This is a genomic window from Desulfuribacillus stibiiarsenatis (assembly GCF_001742305.1).
GTDB classification, from domain to species: domain Bacteria; phylum Bacillota; class Bacilli; order Desulfuribacillales; family Desulfuribacillaceae; genus Desulfuribacillus_A; species Desulfuribacillus_A stibiiarsenatis.
The window spans coordinates 165,248-186,481 of record NZ_MJAT01000012.1 but is presented as its reverse complement, the minus strand read 5'-3'; the positions used below and the strand labels follow the sequence as shown (position 1 = coordinate 186,481).

Sequence of the window (21,234 nt, the reverse complement as noted above, 5' to 3'; positions counted from 1 at the left end):
ACCTTATTTTACTTAAATATCATAATAAATACAAGGAAAACTAACCTTTTGGCCAGTTTTCCGCGCATTACTAGCTAATTCGCCTTATTATAATACTATAAAAGCCATGTTCCTGTAAAAACTACCGTCGAAGGTCCAGTCATGTAAACAACATTCTGTTCTTGATCCCATTCAATAAATAAGTCTCCACCTTTTAAACGCACCGTTACACTTGGCCCTGTCCGTCCTGTTAAGTAAGCCGCAACAGCAGTAGCACATGCCCCAGTACCACAGGCTAAGGTTTCGCCGCACCCACGTTCCCATACGTGCATATTCACTTCTGATTGGTTCAGAATTTCAACAAATTCGACATTCGTCTTACGTGGGAAATACTCGTGTTTCTCAATGATAGGTCCTAGACCTTTCACAAAGTGATTTTCAATTGTATCAACAAATATCACGGCATGTGGGTTTCCCATAGAAACAGCAGTGAAGCATAGAGAGGTGCCATCAATCATGATTTCCTTTTCTATCACAGGATTCTCATTAAAAATTGTTGGAACCTTTTCGCCTTCCAAGATTGGAGAGCCCATATTGACTCGCACAGCCGTTACTTTACTATCCACAACTGTAAGCGAGACAGCCTGTATGCCGGCTTTCGTCTCTAAGTTTATTTCCGTGGCAGCCGTTAATTGATAATCATAGATATATTTAGCAACGCAACGAATCGCATTTCCACATTGTTCCGCTTCCGTTCCATCAGAGTTAAAGATACGCATTTGGAAGTCCGCTATTTCCGATGGTAGAATATATACTAAACCGTCAGCCCCTACACCAAAATTGCGATCACATACTTTGACTGCTAAATCCAGTACATCTGTAGGTACAGTTTTTTCATTAACTACAACAAAATCATTCCCTAAACCATGCATTTTCGTGAATTTCAATTTGATTCTCTCCTTTATTCCAATCCAATATATTTTATAATCTTTTATTAAGCTCCGAACTTATTATGAATATAGTCTTGTAACGCAAGTTGTCTGCTTAAAGATGTTCCTGACAAGATGCAACCGTACTTAAATTGCTCATTTGGCTCTAGAATCTCTATTCTTATAATTTTCCCTATAAGCGGTAAAATCTGTTCTTCATTGACAATTGTAATTTGAACAAACATTTCTATTGCTAAAGGGTATTTTGAGATGATGCCCAAACCTTTCTCAGAAATATCACTGAGAATGCCTTCAATCTTCTGCCCTTTAAAAGATCCATCACCTTCCCACTGATGCACCTCTAACATAACTGGTATGTTCATACCAAATCGATCTAGTCTCCGTCTTTCCATAGAAAACACCATCCCGTATAAGTATTCTCACAGATACAGCATCTCTTTCCATTCCCATTATAATGCAAGCACAGAAGATACGCACGCAAATATTCTGAATTAGTATATATATTTCGCAATCATTTGAGAAAATCCTTTTTGCGTACACTATATTTTTATTCTTTATGTATTTCGCTTCATTCAAAACAAACAACACAAACAACATAAATTTTGATTGTTATCGATTATCGCTAAAACATGGTATAATATATAATCCAAAAGTAATATGTTAGCTTTAGTTTTTTGAAAGGATGATTTGTATGGCATTTGATGGTATCGTAATCCGGGCTATCACGAATGAATTAATAGATACAATACACGGTGGAAAGGTTGAAAAGATTTACCAACCACTAGCAAAAGAACTGATTATTAAAGTCCGCGCTCGCGGAAAAAGTCATCAATTATTTATTTCATGTGACCCAACCCATCCGCGGATTCACCTGACGAATACAAAGTATACGAATCCTGAGATTCCACCAATGTATTGCATGCTATTACGTAAATATCTCGAAGGTAGTTACGTGCGCAGAATTGAACAGTGGAAACTCGAAAGAATGATTAAAATTGAATTTGAAGCTTTAAATGAACTCGGGGATACTGCACGTTTCTGGCTTGTTGTAGAAATTATGGGCAAACATAGTAATATTCTTTTCATCGATCCATCTAGGAAAATCATTCTAGATAGTATTCACCACGTCAACAGGCAAGTCAATAGCTTTCGTGAATTACTTCCAGGTAAAGAATATACGTTGCCTCCTACCCAAGATAAGCTTAACGTGATGGAAATGAACACAGAGTCTCTGGAAACCCTACTTACAGCTTGGAAAAGTAAAGAGTCTTCGGGAGAAGCTGTCTTGTGGAAACAATTCTTTCTTCATCATTTTCAAGGAATCAGCCCAATGATATCAGAGCTCTTATGGGAGAAATCACATCAACAACCGGACCAACTAATCAATGTAGCGAACGACTTACAATTACAATTGAAACAGCATGACTATCAGCCTTGTCTTGTTGAACAAAACAATGGAAAATATATTGCTTTTTCTGCTGTAGACTTACAACCATTGTATAAAGATGCAAAAGTCAATAGTTTTGCATCTATTAATGCTTGTATCGATGCTTTCTATCAGAACAAGGCACAACATTTTCTAGTGCAAAGAGAAAGTCATTCTATATTCCAAAAAGTAAACTCTTCTTTAAAACGATCAAAAAACAAACTTGAGAAATTAGTTAGGACATTAGAGGGAGCAGAGCAAGCAGAGCAATATCGATTAATGGGCGAACTTTTAACAGCCAATTTATATCAAATGCAGAAGGGGTTACAGCAAGTAATCGTCATAGACTATTACGATCCTGAACAGTCGGAGCTTATAATTCCACTAGATCCCCGTCTAACTCCTAACGAAAATGCCCAAAGCTACTTTAAAAAATATAATAAGCAAAAGAACAGTATCCCCGTTGTGACTGAACAAATACAAGTCACTCGATTAGAGATCGATTATCTAGAATCAATCTTACAGCAACTTGAGACGACGGAATTAGATGATTTGGCTGAGATTCGACAGGAGTTAGAAGAAGAAGGTTATTGGTTTGATAATAAGACCACACAACACAAGAAGAAGCAAAAGCAGCAGAAAATAATACCACAAAAATATGTATCTAGTTCAGGAATTGATATTTGGGTGGGGAAAAACAACAAACAAAACGATGTATTAACCACACAGTTGGCAGATAAATTAGATACGTGGTTACATACAAAAGATATTCCTGGCTCCCACGTTGTCATTCGCAGCACTCAATATGATGATACAACGCTGTTAGAAGCAGCCCATTTAGCTGCATACTTTAGTAAAGCCCGTGAATCTGGACAAGTACCTGTCGATTACACATTAGTAAAGCATGTAAAAAAACCAAGTGGATCAAAACCTGGTTACGTGATTTATGAACAACAGAAGACTCTATACATTAACCCAGACTTACACACAATAAAAACCTTAGTGCAAAAATAGCACTAAGGTTTTTATATTATTTCAAGACGAGAATCTTATTCGTAGCGTCGTCTTTAGCTATACGATTCATCACGGCAGCAAACTGCGCCCTTGTTACATTGCGTTTAGGATGGAAGAATCCGTCATCATAGCCTTGAATAATTTGTTTATGAGCCATCGCTGTAACACTAGAGTACGACCAATGCCCGAATATAAGATCTGGGAATAATGTTTGTGTTATCTGCGATACTTCAACATTTGTTTTATTGGTAGTAGAAGCAGTTGATTCTGCATCTGATATCGCTATAGATTCGTTAGAAACCCCTTCTATTAAAGAATTTGAGCCTGACTGTGAGTTCTCTAGGTCAAAAACTCGAGCAAGTAATGTAGCCATTTGCTCGCGTGTTAACAGGTCTTTAGGAGCAAACGTGTAGTCATCAATCCCTTCGACTAAACCGAAGCGAAATGCTAATTCAATTTCCTCTTTTGCCCAGTGATTACTAATATCTGCAAACTTTGAATGCTCATATAGTTCTAAATGTTTATCCTTTAATCCTAGTGCTCTAACTAATACGGCAATTGCCTCCGCACGGGTTAATTTATTTTCCGGTAGAAACTGAGTATGCTGGTTTCCTACCATCCAACCCTTATCTATCATAGATTTCATATCATGATTTGCCCAATGATTGCGAATGTCATAGTATGTTCCGTTTAACCATGTGACGTATTGGTCCCAAATCCCCTTAGGAGCTTGATTCAAACTCCAGCTACCAGTACCCTTTAGATTATACTTATGAACAAGCTCTACTTTATGCTGAATCGAACGGAAGTCCTCGTACCAAACTGTATACGTCCCAGGCTCAAGCGTACGATTACTTAACTTCGTAACAGGCTGCCAAGAATGAATCGTGAATGTTGTATACGGCGACTTACTCTTTTCGTCAAAAAACACCTTTCCATTATACCGCTCTATTAATACATCGACTGTATTGGCAGAAATTCCGTGCCCGCCTTTATCTGACTCATGACGCCAGTACCTACCGTAAAAAGGTATACCAAGGACTATCTTATCGCCAGTCGTTTGCTTTAACGCGTATTGAATGGATCGTTCAACAAATGAACTACTAGCGACAGGTCCTGGTTTGCTACCATAATAGCTCTCATCATATGCCATAATCATTAAATAATCACTATACTTTGCTAACTCTGTGTAATTATATGATCCATGCCATCCTTCAATCCAAGCATTAGGGTTTGCCGCCACTGCAACGGATACCTCTTTATCTGGTAGCAATTGACGTAATTGACGTACTAAATCCGTATAATTATCTCGATCGACTCTAGTAACATTTTCAATATCAACATTGACCCCGTCGAGATTATAGGTTTTAATTGCATCCGCAATTTGCTTTGCTAGCTTTTCGCGATTTAGTAAAGCTTTACGCCCTAATTCACGATCCCAATGATTACTAAGAAAAGGCACTACTTTAATATTCTGCTTGTGCATTTCTTGTACAAATCTAGCATCTACTTTCAAATGCAATGACCCATCACTTTTCAAGTCAAAATAACTAGGAGAAACGGTTTGAAGAGCTCCATTTGTATTATTTACTTGCTGAATAAAAGAGTTCGTATCCCCAAAATACACATAACTCATATTCAACTTTTGTTCGTTCCCAAAAACCGTCACAGGAATAGACGTAATAAACGTAAGAACTAATAGCATACTGATAAGCTTTCTAGATAGCATATATTCATAATTCCTTTCTCAATACACGACATTATATAATGATTGTATATAATTAACACATATCACAGCAACCATCAAATACTGGTATCAATTAAAAGCTATCACGTATTCTATCGATCATAATCTCTGCAATTCTATCATCTGCACCTATGACATCTGTCATATGGAACTCTAAATTTGGGTACTTCTTCTTTAATTCTAGTATTGTGTTAGGAATGTCCTCCTGGATATGTACTCCGCGGTATATGAATAGCGGCGCTAATACAATATGATGATGACCAGATTCCACTAGTTCCTCAACAGCTTCTTCAAACGTAGGCGTACTATTCTCCATCGAACAACCCTTTACGATTTCAAAATCACTTTTTTCCCGGATCAAATCTACTAATCTATTAAAAATGTTTTGAGCCTCTATCGTTCTACTTCCATGACCTAATACTAATAATACTTTCATTTCATGACCTCCATATCGTATCCTTACAAGTTCCACAAACAGTCGTGAATGACTCACTTTTCAGAATGCTTTTCATTATAACCCAGTGCTTCTTTGAAAACAATATCTTTATCACAAGTAAAATGTGATATAATACTTCCATTCTAAAACATCTTTTATCAAATGGTCGATTTTTGCAATTTGAGGTGACCTTTCCATGCCAATAATAAGTAAAATAGAGCAACAAAAAAACAATCCAGAACGCTACAACTTATATACTGAACAAAATGGTCAAGATGTATATTTAACTGCGGTAGATCAGGATATTATTATTGAATATGGAATCAAGAAAGATACCTTATTCGATGAACAGTTTTTGGAAACAATATCAAAGGAAGACCGCATAAAAAAAGGATATCAGTTAGCATTACGATATCTTGGCGCGAAGATGCGTACCATCCAAGAAATTAGAGACTATTTACAACGTAAAAGTTATGATGACCTGGTAATTCATACGATTATCGATAAATTAGTAAAATTATCTTATGTGAATGACTCAGAGTATGCGTACGCCTACGTCCGACAATATTTACAAGCTGGAAAAAAAGGGCCTCAGCTTATCCTACGAGCACTACATGAAAAAGGGATTCATCCAGATACCATTCAAAAAGCGCTTTCCATATATTCGGATTCCAAGCAACTAGAAAACGCAATTTCTTATATAAACAATATAGTAAAAGACAATAAACATTCAGCAATACAATGGAAACGAAAAGTGCTACTTGATTTACAAAGAAAAGGGTTTTCTTTAGACATTATTGAGAAAGCAATATATCACTGTCGTGATATATTTGATTCCATCCATGACGTAACTACCTTGAAGCTCATTGGCATGAAAGCACACAAAAAATATAGCAAGTATGCAAACTGGGAATATACAAGTCGCATGAAACGATACTTATACGCAAAGGGTTTTCAAGAGGTTGATATCAATAGGTTTCTGCAGGAGCTGACAACAGAGGAAACGTTTGATTAAGGAGGTGGATTGATTGGCAATTTACGGTATTAGTGACTTACACTTATCATTAGGCACAGACAAGCCTATGGATGTTTTCGGAAACCACTGGGTAGATCATCATATGAAAATCCAGGCGCATTGGCACGAGCTTATTAATAATGATGATTACGTACTGATTCCTGGTGATATTTCGTGGGCTATGAACTTCGACGAATTAGCCCCTGATCTAGAATATCTCAAGGATCTACCGGGTAAGAAAATACTTGTACGCGGTAATCATGATTATTGGTGGAGTACCGTGAGCAAAGTCAGAAATTACTTTGGTGAGGGGTTTTTCGCTCTACAAAATGATAGTATTTTATTACCAGACGGGATTGCCATCGCTGGGACACGTGGTTGGGTATGCCCAAACGATAGAGAATTCACCGAACACGACGGCAAAGTATATCAGCGCGAAGTACAAAGGCTAGAGTTATCATTACAATATACGAAACGCTTAAACCCGAATTCAATCTGGGTAATGCTCCACTATATGCCTACAAACGACAAGCACGAACGAAATGAAATGATAGAATTATTAGAATCCTACCATGTGCAAAAGGTCGTCTATGGACATTTACATAGTTATGGTCATGACATAAGAATAGAAGGAACTCATTGGGGTATTGAATTCCTTCTTATTTCATGCGATTATATCAAGTTTATCCCTAAGCTTTTATACAAATAATATATATCTTTGCTGTTATTTTTTAAGCCCACTAAAATAGGATGCTGGCGGTATTTTCAATATTGAGCCAGAAACAACATGTCGTGGATTACTCAGATTATTATACTGAGCTAACGGCAACATATATTTCCCAGTTCCATAATGTCGCACCGTGATACTCCATAGGGTGTCTCCAGGTCTCACTTTATAAGAAGTTACCTGTGCTAGATGAAAGCCTTGCATTTCCTTTTCTATTTGAAGAATGCGCTGTTCAAGCTCTTGAAATTTTTGCTCGGTTTGATTCTTATTATCTGCAAATCGCACTTCAAAACTATGGATTGCTTGCTGTTGGTCTCTTACACTTTGAGTTAATCGAATCGTTTGCCCTTCAATTACATCCACACGATTGGCTACATATTCTGTATCTTGAGTGAATAAGGTCGTAATCTGGCCTTGAAACATCACTAAAGCAATTACTACTCCAAACAATACCATCGTTAAAAATATAAACCTCATGCTGTTTCCCTGATCCTTATATTTTAAAACTCTAGATCCCTTTGCATCTAGCTTCGCCTTATCTGTTTCTAGATTCGTCTGTTGCATTGGTACTTCCATGATTCCACCACCCGATACAGTCTCATGTATAGTTTTCGTCATAAAAATGATAAATCCTGCTAAATATGCAAACGAATTACTAAAATCAGTTATAATTGCTGTAACATTACATGTGTTTGCGGGATCACTCTCACTAACTTATGCGTCAGTAATGCTGTATCCATAAAATCAATCACTTGTTGAGGTGTTGGTGAATGGCAGCTTTGAAAAGCAGTCACTGGCTGCAAAATCAAAGGAATATCAACACCAACTGCTTGTACTAAACGAGCCACCCTTTGAATTTCGTCTTTAGTTGATTTTTCGGAACAGACTACTTTTACGAACACATTTTTGTCTTTTGCTAATTCTAAAAATTCTTTATGTACTTCCCACTGTGTTACTTCTTGAGTGGCACTCTCGAGCTTTATATCCATACCTATGACATCAATCCAAGGAAGGACCTTTTGTAATTCTTCTGTTAATAACCCGTTGGTCTCTAGATAGACTTGGACCCCTATTGGTTGCACCATTGGTAGAAATGACTGCAAGAAATCTGCGTGCAATAGAGGTTCACCGCCCGTTAAACTTATGGAGTGATGCTCTAATTGTTCATTTAAGACCTTTACAAAAGTATATAGATCAAAATCGGATAACGGATTGGATACCTTTAGGAAATTACGTCGTCCTGGGCTCTCTTCAATCAAAGCCTGTTCTTGAATCGCAAAATTCGTGTCACAATATTGGCAATTGAGCTGGCAGCCTGTGAAGCGAATGAAAATCTGACGGTAACCTACAATAGGACCTTCACCCTGGATTCCTGAAAATACTTCCACGACATTTGTAAATTTTGTCAAGCGAACACCCCCTACAGTACACCTCTTACTTTACATCTTGCCATATTTACACTCTCAACTTCATCGGAAAATTCCTTTAGTAGCATTTCCCCAAATACAACAGCATCAATATTTAAATCATTGAGTCCTAATGTTGGCACAGGCGTATCCTCACTTGAAACATTAATGCCAAAATGAATCATTGTACTTACAGGGCTCAGTGTTGCAATCGATACGGACAGTTTTTTATCAGCGATATATAAATCATCTCCACGACGAACTACACCTTGCACACTTAACTTCTCTAAAATCTCTTTCACAAGACTAACAAGAATTCTTTGAATATATACAGTCTTCACTAAATCCATTTCAAAAACTTCCACAATAAAATGCACCATTTTTAAACTATAGATATGTGCGTTCTGTTTCACGTCAGCTAAGTCGACCATTTCTTCTATAGAAACATGACATGGTCCTTGAAAACCAATAATGCTATTACCCTGTATAGAAAAATTTCGATACGCAAATAACGAAGAAAGTTGTGTTCCATCATACGTTAGTCTTTCATCATGCCATAAATACTTCATCATACACCTCTAAGTTATTCCGTCGTAAATTTAATACTACTTACTAACATTGGATACTTGGAAATCGCTCGTTTTAACCTCTGACAAGATTCACAAGTCCCACACATAAGCTCATTGCCATGATAGCAACTCCATACATATTCCAAGGGCACTTGTAAATTCACTGCTGTATCGATAATCTCTTGTTTTGTCATCGATTGTGTAAAACTAATCACTTGTACATGATTGCTTGTCGAGTAATACAATGATTGGTTAATCGCATGTACGAAATCATCCGAATTATCCGGGAAGGTCACTGCTTCTTCGCGATTAAAACCGGTGATTACCCATTCACAACCTAAATTTTCTGCATACGTGGCCGCAATATTAATCAGTAGTCCATTTCTGTTTGGGACCCAAACTTTCTTAGCGGTTCTAGTCGTCAAATCCATATCATCCAATTGATCTTGTGCTATGTTTGGCACATCGTTCGTCGTTAATCCTGATGTAACCCCGTTCATGATTCCCTGTACATCTAATACCTTATGTGGTACACCATAATGCTTACAGATGAGTTCTGCAAACATAATCTCCCTTAAGGCAGCCTTTTGCCCGTAGTTGACAGTGAGTGCTAACTGAACTTCGTATCCCTTTTCTTTTGCTATCGCTAACGATGTAAACGAATCAATCCCTGAAGATAATAATATAACCGCAGCTTGTCCCATTTCTTCTCCCATTTCGTGTCCCTCCCATCAATCAATGGCTTTATTTTTTTATTTACTATGATTTACCGTTGGGAAAATATGTAGCGCAAGCATTTGGTGACTCCCATACAGATATTTTTTTCAATTGAATGTCAATATGACTCATCAGTTTTGCTAATTCCTCATATATATATCTGCTTAAATTCTCAGCCGTCGGATTTAATTCATTTTCCCGAAACCCAGGTATTTGATTAATACATTGGTGATCAAATCTTTTAATAATTTCATTCGTGTATTTTTTGACTTCTTTAAAATCTACTAATAAACCAATCTCATTCAACTGATCTCCTTCTACGTAAACCTCAATCGTCCAAGTATGTCCGTGGAGATTCGCACAATCTCCATTATATCCACGCAGAGAGTGTGCCGAGTCGAAATGAGTAATTATCTTTAATTCATACATGTCATATCCTCCATAAACATCAATGTAATACTATACTATTATACCCTAGTGTTACCTTCAATCAAAAGTATTTGAAAGTTCATTATGAGTCTAAATAAACAAAAAATCGCTTAATCAGCGATTTTTTTTGCTATATATAGTATATGTTAGTGACTATAACTCTGCAATACCTGAGGCGCATCACTAGTTTTTTCTTCTAAAGAATCTATTTTTTTGTGCTTTAACAATTGCCAATACTCAATATCGTTATTCCAGTATTTATCTAACATTCTTTGCAAAGTGTCGGCATCCCACATTTCAATACCTAATTTTCTTGCAAGATCAATTGCCTCATCTGAAAACTTACCGTTAGAAACGACAATTCCAATCTCGCAATCCCAATACTTCATGCCTGCAAATGCCTCTTGGATTGTCTTTGCTGATACAGTAGTATCGTCCATTACAAAGGCGTTCTTTATCGAAAGCTTTTGTTGTAAACGCTTAAGTAAGAAATCTGTTCCTTGAACTCTTGTGCTTGGCTCTTTGACTTCATAGCCCATACGTACAAACAATTCTCTCAAGTCTTCTTCAAGTTCCTTATTGCTGAAAGCAAGCCATTGGGCTACTTCTTTATGACTGGTCGGTTGAATTTTACCATACAAAATCCCGCGCATCGTATTGACGCGACGTTCTTTTTCTAAATCTTGCGAATAGTGCTTCAGCGATAACTGTACATCTGTTTTAGCTTTTTCTGGCTTTGTAATATCTAATTGTAATTGTAGTTGTATGTCGCGCTGCGAGAATCTTTGCGTTAAATATCGCAGCAGAAAATCTATTGTGAATACACGATTCATATAGCGTACTTCTTCTGGTGTTGTCCCAATTTGTTGCGCAAATGTTTTTACAATATTTTTCGGAGTAGGTTGTTCACCTATGAGTTTCTCGAGAAGTATTTTAAATTCATTATAGCGCATGTCATCGACCATACGGTTAATCTCTAACTGTACAACATAATCTGGGATTTCCATGCCCTCGTCCTGTAGGAGTTCTTGAAAATGTTTGAACGGCTCTATTAGTTTATCTACACCTAATTCGTTCTCGGCGGCATTCATCACGTTCCCCTTCTTATCGATACTCCATTCTAACGGGAACTTCATATCAAACGTGTCTGCAAAACGAATGATGTAACCTTCTGCTTTATTTAATAAATGTTGATACTCGCGATATTCTTTTTCAAGTCTTTCCTTAGCGATGTTTGATTGAACTCTATAGATTAAAAAGTTTGCACGATCAGGATACACAAATCCCCAACCACTAAATGCAATACCAAGTAAGCCAACGACTGCAAGGGCGATATCATATAGAATAATACCCGATAATAAGACTACTGCAAATATACTCAAACTTATATGTTGTAACTTCATATTTTACCTCCTTTTTAATCATTGTTAACGTTTTACAACGATTTATACAGGATTCTTTATATGAAGTTAGTAAAAACAGCCATGTTTTCACCCTAGTGAGTGTACATGACTGTCTTTATTAAAAATACTCTTTAATTGTTTTAATAGCATTTTCTTGAATAATCGGCTTAGCGTATTCCGCTAGGAAGTCCTTTGTTAGAGATGAAATGGAACCATATTCAGAAAGAATAGCTGTAATAGATTCATATTGGTCTACTTTAAAATCCTCTTCCAAAAGCAACAATAAGTATTGACCATTATAAGAATAGACTGCACCTTTTTCTTCTACAAATCGATTGAGATCCTTTGCTGCGTTCACTAAGTGGTCAAAGTTTTCGAAAGCGAAGGTAATGTAACTATGATTTCCTAATCGTACATCCACTTGATATACTGCGTGTTGCTCTTTGCTTACGTCGTCACCTCTTGTAATAATTACAATAACTCCTTGAGTAGGTAAAGCGTATACTTCAATTGCTACGGAACCATAGATTTCAAAACCTAATTCATCGTAAACCTCATCCATCATATCGTTTAATAGTTCATGTACTTCTGGTGCATCACTCCAGATATCATCTTTCGCAACGCCCCGTTCCGTTAAATCTTCATAGCTCATAAAAATTTTCACTTTATCTTTATTCAAACGTTCAACACGCATTTGCTTCCCTCCTGTCTTAACGAAAGGCTGCTCACTTTAATTTAGAATATGCCTTGCATACGCAAAAAGTGAGCGGCATTCTAAAAAATATTCGCACTTGATGTCGCCCACCTCCTAACCAACCTATTCCATCAGTTATTAACAGATTTTACGATAGATAAACCTAGGAAACTTGTCCTTATATCCATTTTACACAAAAACAGTACAAAAGAGAAATAAAATTGTTCAAATCTTGATAATAAAATACTAGGAAACCAATGGATGTCATATACTAAAGCATTCTTTCAATAATTATTATGCAGTATTCACAGTCAGTAGTCCTGCCTATAACCCATTCAATGGAATTTGTTCACAAGACCCAGTTGATATTATTATAATATGTAAGGTCAAAGAATAATGATTGGACGTTACGGAAATAGATAATTGAAATGGTACTTAGATGGACATTAGAGTAGTCAAATTGTAAAATCTACGCTACTAAGGAAGGAAGTTATATATGTTTGGAAACAAAATTTTTTGTACCGTTGTCACCTGCAAGCATCATACCACTAGGGATCGCTGCAGTAAGAAAAAAGTTCAAATCAGCACTCATGAGTCAATTGCGCGTGACTTCCGTAGTACTGATTGTATGAGTTTCGAACACAAGGATTAAGAGAATTAGCTAATTTAAGGCTTGTTGGGCAAGCGGTAAATACGAAAAGCAGGGAGTAAACTCCCTGCTCCATTATACTCTGAATTTCTCTACAATATGTTTCAATTCATCTGCCATGTTCAATAAGTTCTCAGAAAGCTTCGTAACTTCTTCCATTGTTGCTAGCTGTTCCTCTGAAGTGGCAGCCAGTCCTTGCATATGATCGGCGGAGGTTCTAGCAATACCAGCTAGATCATGCACAGAGGCAGAGACTTGCTCTGCACCGGCAGACATTTGCTCCGAAACAGAGGAGATTTCCTCAATCTGACCAGATACATTCTGGATTGATTCCATAATAGCTGCAAAGATGATTTCTACATTTTCAATCATCTGTGTTCCCTCGGATACAACGTTCTGATTCTGTTCCATCGAATGAAATGCCTTTTGTGTATGTTGTTGAACTATGTGAATAAGCTCCTTAATTTGTCCTGCAGAAGAAGAGGATTGATCCGCTAGCTTACGAATCTCATCCGCTACTACCGCAAAACCACGGCCCGCTTCTCCAGCCCTTGCTGCTTCAATAGCTGCATTTAAAGCTAATAGATTCGTTTGATCTGCAATGTTTGTAATGATTTGGATGATATCATTGATTTTTGTGGATTGTTCGTTAAGTGTCTTAATGATTGCGGCTGTTGATTCCGTCCCTTCCTTTACGGCATCCATTTTTATGATAGTTTGCTTTAATGCAAGATTTCCTTCTTTGGCCCTTCCTGTCATATCGCTAGCAGACTCTGCTATATTCATCGACGATTCAGCTACCTTAGTAACCCCAATTGTCATTTCTTCCATTGCCTTCGCCGTCTCATCAGCACTAATTACTTGTCGTTCGGATCCTTCTGCCACTTCCTGTGCCGATTGAGCAGCTTGATGGGTTGCGTCCATTGTTTGCTCGGCACTTGCAAGTAATTCCTCCGATGATGTTGCAACCTGTTGGGAATTTAACGTCATTGCTGACACGATTCCCTTAAGGTTATCCTTCATATTGTTGATAGCTACAGCTATTTCACCTGTTTCGTCCTTTCTATTCATAATATCTTGTGGTACAACTGGCGTTAGATCGCCGGTTGAAATGATTTTAACCGTTTCCGTTATATTTTTAATTGGTGCCGATATACTTCTTCCAATTAGAAACGCAGCCATAAGTCCGATTATAAGTGCTACTATACTACCGACAATTAAAGTATTGCGTAATACTGGGATGGCTTCTAATACTTCTGCACGATCTATCGTTACAGCTACTGACCAATCACTACTCTCTACAGGAGCAAAACCAACATACATATCGACACCATTGATTTTATACTCTCCAAAACTATTTTCTTTATTGATCATTCTCCTAAATTGTGCTGCTAAACTGTTGTAACTTACATCGGATTTCGCTTCCTCAATTGGATTAAATTGATTAACTACAAAATCCACATTTCGATGTGCTATGACTACACCGTCTTTATTCACGATGTATGAATAACCCGTTTTCCCGTAATGTATACTCTCAGCAATGTTGTTCAAAAATGCAGCTTGTCCTACTGCAATTAGTACTCCTACTGTTTGGTTGTTATGATAAATCGGTACTGCATAAACGATAATCATTGCTCCGTTGTCATCAGGATTCACACTTAGGGTTGGTTCCATTATACTACGCTTTCCACTTAGTGCGCTGTGATAATAATTTCGGGCGGATACATTAACTACGGCGTTGGTCCGTAAATACGCATCAGAAGCATAGGCCTTCCCTTCGGTATCCGCATATAATAGCCGCGAGAAATTACTCTTTGCATGTTCTTCCTGCATAATTAATATCTTTTCTTCTATAGGTATTGTCGGGTCTTGTATCACTTCAATCTTTGCTACCCCTTCTAAGAAGGTAAACTGCGCGTCGATCATACTTGTAATTAACTTGGATGCATCCACCGCTTTCTGCGGTATTGCTTTTTCTATTTCCGATTCTAGTGCCATAGATGCAATAATTGTTGCCCCTACACCTAAACCTATACAGATAATTGCGACTAGAGTGCCAAAAAACAATAATAATCTACCTCGTATCCCGCCCATTGTTGTTAGCCCCTTTTCACTAAACTACACTACTTATTAATTATATATTATAACGATTTACATGTACTGTAAAGTTTTTGGTCGTAAAGAAGTTAAAGAAAAAAGGATTGAATAATCAATCCCTTATTTGTTCTTTTTAGTTTTAATTCCTTCGGAAGATAAGAATGCTTGCACTAAAGCATCTGTTTTACTTTTATCGTTTTTAATGGTATTTTCAAAAGTGTCCATTGTCATTCCATTCATGTTTTTCATACTACCCATGTTACCCATACCTGCGTCACTCATACCTGTGTTACCAATTTCCATATCTCTTCTCATATGCTTCATGTGGTCCATAGTTTCATCTACAGTGTTATACATTCTCTGTTGAATGTTATCCCATGTGTCAGTCGCGTTTTCTGCAGTTTCACCAGCAAAATTTCTTAGTTGTTTTTTTGTTTCTGAATATGTTCTTTCAAATTCCTCTTTCACTTTATGTCCTGCCTTTGATGAAAGAAACATTCCTGCAAATAATCCAATCATGCTTCCCATCATAAAACCAGTTCTCATTCCACTAATTCTCATTATGAAATCCCTCTTTCAGATGATATTACCACTTATGGGTTATTTCTATTTTCTCTCCAACCAATGGATTTATGCAAGTTTTAAAATAGGAAAAAACTGCACATATAATGTACAGTTTTTTTGGTGGAGCCAAGCGGGATCGAACCGCTGACCTCCTGCGTGCAAGGCAGGCGCTCTCCCAGCTGAGCTATAGCCCCGTATTCAACAGCAATGTGGTGCGGGTGGAGGGACTTGAACCCCCACGGTTGCCCGCTAGATCCTAAGTCTAGTGCGTCTGCCAATTCCGCCACACCCGCATGTGTGATTTAGATTCAATTTGTACTTCTTAGTAATATAAATGGTGAGCCATGCTGGACTCGAACCAGCGACACCCTGATTAAAAGTCAGGTGCTCTACCAACTGAGCTAATGGCTCGCACTTGGCTGGGAAGGCAGGGATCGAACCTACGAATGCCAGAGTCAAAGTCTGGTGCCTTACCGCTTGGCGACTTCCCAACATGGGGTGAGTGATGGGGATTGAACCCACGAATGTCGGAACCACAATCCGATGCGTTAGCCATTTCGCCACACCCACCATGCTTTGTGTAATAATAATGGCAGGGGAGACAGGAATTGAACCCGCAACCGTCGGCTTTGGAGGCCGCTACTCTACCAATTGAGCTACTCCCCTACAAACAATGGTGGATGGAGTAGGATTCGAACCTACGAAGGCAGTGCCGGCAGATTTACAGTCTGCTCCCTTTGGCCAGCTCGGGCATCCATCCATTTGGTGCCGACGAGAGGACTTGAACCCCCAACCTACTGATTACAAGTCAGTTGCTCTACCAATTGAGCTACATCGGCGTGTTTAATGTGTTTGTTTATGAGTAAAACTCTGGTGGACGGTGACGGGATCGAACCGCCGACCCCCTGCTTGTAAGGCAGGTGCTCTCCCAGCTGAGCTAACCGTCCATTCAAAATGGTGACCCGTAGGGGAATCGAACCCCTGTTACCGCCGTGAAAGGGCGGTGTCTTAACCGCTTGACCAACGGGCCTTAAATATGGTAGCGGCGGAGGGAGTCGAACCCCCGACCTCACGGGTATGAACCGTACGCTCTAGCCAGCTGAGCTACACCGCCATATCATGCATTTTGGCTCCTTCGGTAGGACTCGAACCTACAACCTACCGGTTAACAGCCGGTTGCTCCACCGTTGAGCTACGAAGGAATATTATTTTTAAGCTGCAAGTACTATTATATAATGTGGCTCGCAGATTTGTCAACTATTATTTTCATTCAATGTTGCGCGTGTCCAAAACAGCGACAATTGTTATATTACCATTCTCGATTAATAAATGCAACTCATCTTCTAACAATAAAAGCGCTTAAAAAGCGCTTTTATTGTATTATATCTCTTGTATTCATTATCATTCAACATTTTTCACAAAATATAATATTACTGATTTATTGTAATACAAAGCTACTTATTTATCAAAATTTAATATTTCTGATAATGTTAGATGACCTTGTCACAAGTCCCATTAAGTCGTGGTGTAACAAATTTCTCGATTCGTTCTAAAGCCTCTGAGATTTTTGAGTACGACGTTGCATACGAACAACGAATAAAGCCTTTACCACCTTCACCAAATACCGATCCCGGCACTACTGCGACCTTTGTTTCTTTTAATAATTCTTCTGCGAACACGTGGTCATCATACCCTGTTGCTTGAATCGATGGGAACGCATAAAATGCACCTTTTGGAGTATGACATGAAAGCCCCATCTCCTGAAATCCCTTAACAATCAATCGCCTTCTTTGGTCATACTGCTCTATCATTTTTTTCATCTCATTATGACCATTTTTCATTGCTTCTAAAGCTGCGACTTGACCCATGATAGGAGCACATAAAATCGTATATTGATGGATTTTCAACATCGCTCCAATAATTTCTGGGTGAGCTGCCACGTATCCAATTCTCCAGCCAGTCATAGCAAAAGATTTAGATAGTCCGCCTATATTAATTGTTCGATCTTTCATACCTGGAAGACTCGCTATACTTACATGGCGTTTGCCATAAGTCAATTCTGCATATACCTCATCTGATATTACGATGAGGTCATGTTTATCGATAATCTTTGCTATTTTTTCAAGATCTTCTTTTTCCATAATTGCTCCAGTAGGATTATTAGGAAAACACATGATAATTGCTTTCGTCTTCGCTGTAATTTTAGATTCCAGTGCGTCCGGCATTAATTTGAAATCATCTTTTTGAAATGTTGGCACAGATACTGGGGTTCCTCCAGCAAGGATGACACAAGGGGAATAGGAAACATACGCAGGTTCAACAACCAATACTTCATCGCCAGAAGAAACTAATGCACGTAATGCAATATCTATGGCTTCACTAGCCCCGACAGTAACCATTAGTTCATTTTGCGGTGAATACTTAAGTGAAAAACCCGTTTCTAAATACTTACTAATTTCTTCTCGTAGTTCTAACAAACCAGCATTCGATGTATAAGATGTAATACCTTTCTCTAACGAATGAATGGAGCTCTCACGAATATGCCATGGCGTGATGAAATCTGGTTCTCCGACACCTAGCGATATGACACCTTCAGTAGCTACTACTAAATCAAAAAACTTCCTTATGCCGGAAGGAGGAATTTCTTTTGCTGTTGGTGATAATTTGTCTTGTATGTTCATGGCGAAACCACCAAACGCTCATCATTTTTGGAGTTATCAAAAATTACTCCATTTTCTTTATACTTCTTCAAGATAAAGTGAGTGGTAGTAGATACAACATCCTCTAATGGAGCTAACCTAGAACGAACAAATTCAGCAACTTGTTTCAAGTTATCCCCTTCGACGACTACAGAAAGATCATAACTTCCAGACATTAAATACACTGATTGTACTTCAGGAAATCTATAGATGCGTTCAGCTAAAGCATCAAATCCCTGCCCTCTTTTGGGCGCTACTTTTACATCAATCATTGCAATCACTTGCTCAGAAGATACTTTTTCCCAGTTAATCATCGCTGTATACTTAACGATTGTACCGTTCTCTTCCATCTCACGGACTAGCTCTGTTACTTTTTGTTCCTCTAAATCAAGCATTTTTGCTATTTCGTTATGGGTAATCTTACTATTATCGCGAATTAATTGTGCAATTTGTAAATGAATCTCAGTCATAACCCTACTCCCCTTTTTATCAAAGAATTCAGTAAATTTGGCTATTTTATCAGGTAGCGTATTATAGATATATTGGATTGTCAAGGTGTTTCTATTCATGAAATATAAGTTAGAAATTTAAGGAAAACTTGGCATTCGCCAAGCTTTGGCGAAGCACACAAGCGCATAAGTCTCGCTATATGCTTCGCATAGTCTCGTTTTAAGAATGCCTTAGTTGCCTGACGCATAAACACAGCAGTTTACTGCTGATGTGTTGCTAATGCACAGCTATATTACTACATTTAAAACTTATACTTTCTGATAGTGTAATAAAAAAAGCCGTTCATAGAACAGCTTTTCCAAAGTCTTTACCCTACGTAATCCAAAGTATCTTCCATTAAGTATTCCTTTACCCGTCCAAGTAGTTTGAAAATGCTTTCTTCTATATTTGAAGATGCCCCACAATGATGACACGAATGGTGTTGATCCAATACCATAGCGCCCTCCGTTCCGTAACCGTAAGGATTTACAATCACCTGCGGCGAGAAAAATTTACAGTCGCATTGACTACAGCAGACTTTAACGAATTCAGTTAAAACCTCGTCATGGGAACCCATAAGCTCTTCAAACATCTGAATCTCATCAGGGTGCTTTAATATATTTAGAGCAAAATTATGATCATAAGTTTTATAAACAGGATCCTGATTATATGGGTACTTGTGTAAGTCTTGACGCAATTTCATGAAAGACCCTCCTATATAATGCAAAGTTTTTTCTTACTATGTAGCACAATCTGTTATGTATATAGTATAACACATTTCTTTATATAACAAAAGTGTTTTATAACAATTAGGCTGTTATATATTGGAATGCATGAACTAAACTCTTCAGGATATTCTAGTATTGTAATAATAATGCATTGGGAAGTTGCCAAGTGGTAAGGCACCAGACTTTGACTCTGGTATTCGTAGGTTCAATCCCTGCCTTCCCAGCCACTACTTAAGATTGATAAACAACGCTAACAAGTCATAATAATCAACAACACGGTTCTGGTTAAAATCGTGTTGTTTTGTCGTTGATCGTGTAATGTATGCTATGACAAAGTCAAATAAATCTTTATAGTTTACAACGTGATCTTGATTGAGATCATATCGATTGTTAATCATCTGATGTAGTATCTGCTGATCTAGTATAATAAGTTTACTTTCTTTATCAATCCTTTGAATTTCAAATACATCCATTAATAATTCTTCCATTTTCCCAATGTTATGTTTCAGATAATTACCATCTAGTGCAAGATGAGCAGTTTTACTTTTCTTAGACCCATACACGATTTCATTTAGCACTTGGTTCTTAAACGGTAGCTTCCCGTTCGGAACAATGGCTAATTGATCAGCAACGTCCAAAACATGGAAATGAAATTTTTTAGTATAGTTATCATGATACGTTTGAAAAAGCTTTTGATTTTCACTGGCGGGTATTATCCACCCTACTGGTACGTTCAAACGATGAGATGCTTGTCGTTCCTTTAGCTCTTTTGTAAATTCATTAATTTTCTTTAAATATGCATCACGATAGGATATTAAATCGTTTGTTTCGAGTGTTACGAATGCATAAACCGGAATCGTCGTTACGATAAGCTCTTGTTGAACACGTTGTATTTGATTCCAAATATCTTCACGGGATAAAGAAACGATTTGATGATAGTTATACCAGACACCGATTGTAAGGCCATAATTGTTCAATATAGTTGCTGTATTTACTAATGTTTCCAAGTTTGGTTCGGACGGCATTTCCAGAAATACACTTCGGATTCCATTTTCCTGCATTATTTTTATACTACTGTTCAACATAGACTTATTTCCATATTCCTGAGCCTTTATAAACAGCGCTTTTTCCACTAATGCAAAGTTAGGGTTAATATAGTGGAATCCCTCTTTCGTGTCCATGATTCTATGAATTCCTGTCCAAAAAGAAAAGATACAGAAGATAATGACCAGTGTACTGATTAACATTTTCTTCATTGATTAACCCCCTCAAAACAAATCTATTTACATTATATTATTCATGAAAACTTGCTTTATGAGGTAGATTTATACTTGACGAAATACTTCTACCGTGATACATTTTTATACAATATCTAAAACAAATATTCAAAATAATCGAACAGCTATGACGAATAATTGTTAATATATTTGTTCCCAGAGAGTCGATGGTTGGTGCAAATCGATACAAACTATTAACGAAGCAATTACGAGCTGTTT

21 protein-coding genes, 13 tRNA genes and 1 other annotated feature (1 of these 35 running past the window's edge) are annotated in these 21,234 nt (G+C 37.6%); of the genes, 5 read left to right on the top strand and 29 right to left on the bottom strand.

Features of this window, described 5'->3' with window-relative positions; genetic code table 11:
• Positions 1 to 95 precede the first annotated feature (95 nt).
• Positions 96 to 926 carry a diaminopimelate epimerase gene (gene dapF / locus BHU72_RS06595; RefSeq protein ID WP_069701828.1) on the bottom strand — a complete coding sequence of 277 codons (831 nt, stop codon included), beginning with the start codon at positions 924 to 926 and terminating at the stop codon, positions 96 to 98.
• A gap of 47 nt (positions 927 to 973) precedes the next feature.
• Positions 974 to 1,321, bottom strand: coding sequence for a PilZ domain-containing protein (locus BHU72_RS06590; RefSeq protein WP_069701827.1), 348 nt, complete (start codon positions 1,319 to 1,321; stop codon positions 974 to 976).
• A gap of 299 nt (positions 1,322 to 1,620) precedes the next feature.
• On the opposite strand from BHU72_RS06590, the gene BHU72_RS06585 reads away from it, so the two are divergent.
• Positions 1,621 to 3,369, top strand: a complete 1,749-nt coding sequence (locus BHU72_RS06585) for an Rqc2 family fibronectin-binding protein (protein WP_069701826.1) — start codon at positions 1,621 to 1,623, stop codon at positions 3,367 to 3,369.
• A 16-nt stretch (positions 3,370 to 3,385) separates the two neighbouring features.
• Here BHU72_RS06585 and BHU72_RS06580 read toward each other — a convergent pair whose 3' ends face one another.
• The gene (locus BHU72_RS06580) at positions 3,386 to 5,098 is read right to left on the bottom strand and encodes a glycosyl hydrolase family 18 protein (protein WP_069701825.1); all 1,713 of its coding nucleotides are present in this window, start codon (positions 5,096 to 5,098) and stop codon (positions 3,386 to 3,388) included.
• 91 nt (positions 5,099 to 5,189) lie between these two features.
• On the bottom strand, positions 5,190 to 5,552 hold the full coding sequence (locus tag BHU72_RS06575; RefSeq protein ID WP_069701824.1) for a sirohydrochlorin chelatase: 363 nt from the start codon (positions 5,550 to 5,552) through the stop codon (positions 5,190 to 5,192).
• A 196-nt stretch (positions 5,553 to 5,748) separates the two neighbouring features.
• Between BHU72_RS06575 and BHU72_RS06570 the strand changes: the two genes are divergently transcribed.
• Positions 5,749 to 6,567, top strand: a complete 819-nt coding sequence (locus tag BHU72_RS06570) for a RecX family transcriptional regulator (RefSeq protein WP_069701823.1) — start codon at positions 5,749 to 5,751, stop codon at positions 6,565 to 6,567.
• A gap of 13 nt (positions 6,568 to 6,580) precedes the next feature.
• Positions 6,581 to 7,276, top strand: a complete 696-nt coding sequence (locus tag BHU72_RS06565; RefSeq protein WP_069701822.1) for a metallophosphoesterase — start codon at positions 6,581 to 6,583, stop codon at positions 7,274 to 7,276.
• A gap of 15 nt (positions 7,277 to 7,291) precedes the next feature.
• Here BHU72_RS06565 and BHU72_RS06560 read toward each other — a convergent pair whose 3' ends face one another.
• The 7 genes from BHU72_RS06560 to BHU72_RS06530 form a co-directional block, all read right to left on the bottom strand.
• Positions 7,292 to 7,912, bottom strand: coding sequence for a LysM peptidoglycan-binding domain-containing protein (locus BHU72_RS06560; RefSeq protein ID WP_083248298.1), 621 nt, complete (start codon positions 7,910 to 7,912; stop codon positions 7,292 to 7,294).
• A 47-nt stretch (positions 7,913 to 7,959) separates the two neighbouring features.
• Positions 7,960 to 8,703 (bottom strand): 7-carboxy-7-deazaguanine synthase QueE, encoded by a 744-nt coding sequence (locus BHU72_RS06555; protein ID WP_069701820.1) that lies wholly within the window; start codon positions 8,701 to 8,703, stop codon positions 7,960 to 7,962.
• 11 nt (positions 8,704 to 8,714) lie between these two features.
• The gene (locus tag BHU72_RS06550) at positions 8,715 to 9,269 is read right to left on the bottom strand and encodes a DUF366 family protein (RefSeq protein WP_218076110.1); all 555 of its coding nucleotides are present in this window, start codon (positions 9,267 to 9,269) and stop codon (positions 8,715 to 8,717) included.
• A gap of 14 nt (positions 9,270 to 9,283) precedes the next feature.
• Positions 9,284 to 9,985, bottom strand: coding sequence for a 7-cyano-7-deazaguanine synthase QueC (gene queC, locus BHU72_RS06545; protein WP_083248297.1), 702 nt, complete (start codon positions 9,983 to 9,985; stop codon positions 9,284 to 9,286).
• Between the two features lie 43 nt (positions 9,986 to 10,028).
• Positions 10,029 to 10,415 (bottom strand): 6-carboxytetrahydropterin synthase QueD, encoded by a 387-nt coding sequence (queD, locus tag BHU72_RS06540; protein WP_069701818.1) that lies wholly within the window; start codon positions 10,413 to 10,415, stop codon positions 10,029 to 10,031.
• Between the two features lie 146 nt (positions 10,416 to 10,561).
• Positions 10,562 to 11,818, bottom strand: coding sequence for a restriction endonuclease (locus BHU72_RS06535; protein ID WP_069701817.1), 1,257 nt, complete (start codon positions 11,816 to 11,818; stop codon positions 10,562 to 10,564).
• Between the two features lie 118 nt (positions 11,819 to 11,936).
• Positions 11,937 to 12,512: an adaptor protein MecA gene (locus tag BHU72_RS06530; protein WP_069701816.1), complete on the bottom strand. Its 576-nt coding sequence runs from the start codon at positions 12,510 to 12,512 to the stop codon at positions 11,937 to 11,939.
• 496 nt (positions 12,513 to 13,008) lie between these two features.
• On the opposite strand from BHU72_RS06530, the gene BHU72_RS16245 reads away from it, so the two are divergent.
• Positions 13,009 to 13,164, top strand: coding sequence for a DUF1540 domain-containing protein (locus tag BHU72_RS16245; protein ID WP_083248296.1), 156 nt, complete (start codon positions 13,009 to 13,011; stop codon positions 13,162 to 13,164).
• 72 nt (positions 13,165 to 13,236) lie between these two features.
• Here the strand turns inward: BHU72_RS16245 and BHU72_RS06525 are convergent, their stop codons facing one another.
• The 17 genes from BHU72_RS06525 to BHU72_RS06445 all read right to left on the bottom strand — a co-directional run bounded on the left by BHU72_RS06525 (position 13,237) and on the right by BHU72_RS06445 (position 19,713).
• The gene (locus tag BHU72_RS06525; protein WP_069701815.1) at positions 13,237 to 15,255 is read right to left on the bottom strand and encodes a methyl-accepting chemotaxis protein; all 2,019 of its coding nucleotides are present in this window, start codon (positions 15,253 to 15,255) and stop codon (positions 13,237 to 13,239) included.
• 123 nt (positions 15,256 to 15,378) lie between these two features.
• Positions 15,379 to 15,819, bottom strand: a complete 441-nt coding sequence (locus BHU72_RS06520; RefSeq protein WP_069701814.1) for a YtxH domain-containing protein — start codon at positions 15,817 to 15,819, stop codon at positions 15,379 to 15,381.
• A gap of 121 nt (positions 15,820 to 15,940) precedes the next feature.
• Positions 15,941 to 16,016: transfer RNA gene (locus BHU72_RS06515), tRNA-Ala, on the bottom strand.
• Positions 16,017 to 16,032: 16 nt separating this feature from the next.
• Positions 16,033 to 16,115: transfer RNA gene (locus BHU72_RS06510), tRNA-Leu, on the bottom strand.
• A gap of 42 nt (positions 16,116 to 16,157) precedes the next feature.
• Positions 16,158 to 16,233 (bottom strand) — tRNA-Lys (locus tag BHU72_RS06505).
• A gap of 5 nt (positions 16,234 to 16,238) precedes the next feature.
• Positions 16,239 to 16,313, bottom strand: a tRNA-Gln gene (locus tag BHU72_RS06500).
• Positions 16,314 to 16,316: 3 nt separating this feature from the next.
• Positions 16,317 to 16,392, bottom strand: a tRNA-His gene (locus tag BHU72_RS06495).
• Between the two features lie 20 nt (positions 16,393 to 16,412).
• A tRNA-Trp gene (locus BHU72_RS06490) sits at positions 16,413 to 16,488 on the bottom strand.
• Between the two features lie 8 nt (positions 16,489 to 16,496).
• Positions 16,497 to 16,582 (bottom strand) — tRNA-Tyr (locus BHU72_RS06485).
• 3 nt (positions 16,583 to 16,585) lie between these two features.
• A tRNA-Thr gene (locus tag BHU72_RS06480) sits at positions 16,586 to 16,661 on the bottom strand.
• A gap of 32 nt (positions 16,662 to 16,693) precedes the next feature.
• Positions 16,694 to 16,769, bottom strand: a tRNA-Val gene (locus BHU72_RS06475).
• An 8-nt stretch (positions 16,770 to 16,777) separates the two neighbouring features.
• Positions 16,778 to 16,852, bottom strand: a tRNA-Glu gene (locus tag BHU72_RS06470).
• Positions 16,853 to 16,859: 7 nt separating this feature from the next.
• A tRNA-Met gene (locus tag BHU72_RS06465) sits at positions 16,860 to 16,936 on the bottom strand.
• A gap of 13 nt (positions 16,937 to 16,949) precedes the next feature.
• A tRNA-Asn gene (locus BHU72_RS06460) sits at positions 16,950 to 17,024 on the bottom strand.
• Between the two features lie 288 nt (positions 17,025 to 17,312).
• Positions 17,313 to 18,503: an aminotransferase class I/II-fold pyridoxal phosphate-dependent enzyme gene (locus BHU72_RS06455; RefSeq protein WP_069701813.1), complete on the bottom strand. Its 1,191-nt coding sequence runs from the start codon at positions 18,501 to 18,503 to the stop codon at positions 17,313 to 17,315.
• Positions 18,500 to 18,991, bottom strand: a complete 492-nt coding sequence (locus tag BHU72_RS06450) for an Lrp/AsnC family transcriptional regulator (protein WP_069701812.1) — start codon at positions 18,989 to 18,991, stop codon at positions 18,500 to 18,502. The genes BHU72_RS06455 and BHU72_RS06450 overlap by 4 nt, the downstream gene beginning before the upstream one ends.
• A 347-nt stretch (positions 18,992 to 19,338) precedes the next feature.
• Positions 19,339 to 19,713 carry a hypothetical protein gene (locus BHU72_RS06445; protein ID WP_069701811.1) on the bottom strand — a complete coding sequence of 125 codons (375 nt, stop codon included), beginning with the start codon at positions 19,711 to 19,713 and terminating at the stop codon, positions 19,339 to 19,341.
• A gap of 177 nt (positions 19,714 to 19,890) precedes the next feature.
• Here BHU72_RS06445 and BHU72_RS06440 point away from each other — a divergent pair.
• A tRNA-Gln gene (locus tag BHU72_RS06440) sits at positions 19,891 to 19,965 on the top strand.
• Here the strand turns inward: BHU72_RS06440 and BHU72_RS06435 are convergent.
• Complete coding sequence (locus tag BHU72_RS06435; protein WP_069701810.1) at positions 19,966 to 20,994, bottom strand: hypothetical protein; 1,029 nt, start codon at positions 20,992 to 20,994, stop codon at positions 19,966 to 19,968.
• Positions 20,995 to 21,133: 139 nt separating this feature from the next.
• Positions 21,134 to 21,234 (top strand) — a binding site (T-box leader) (it continues 134 nt past the right edge of the window).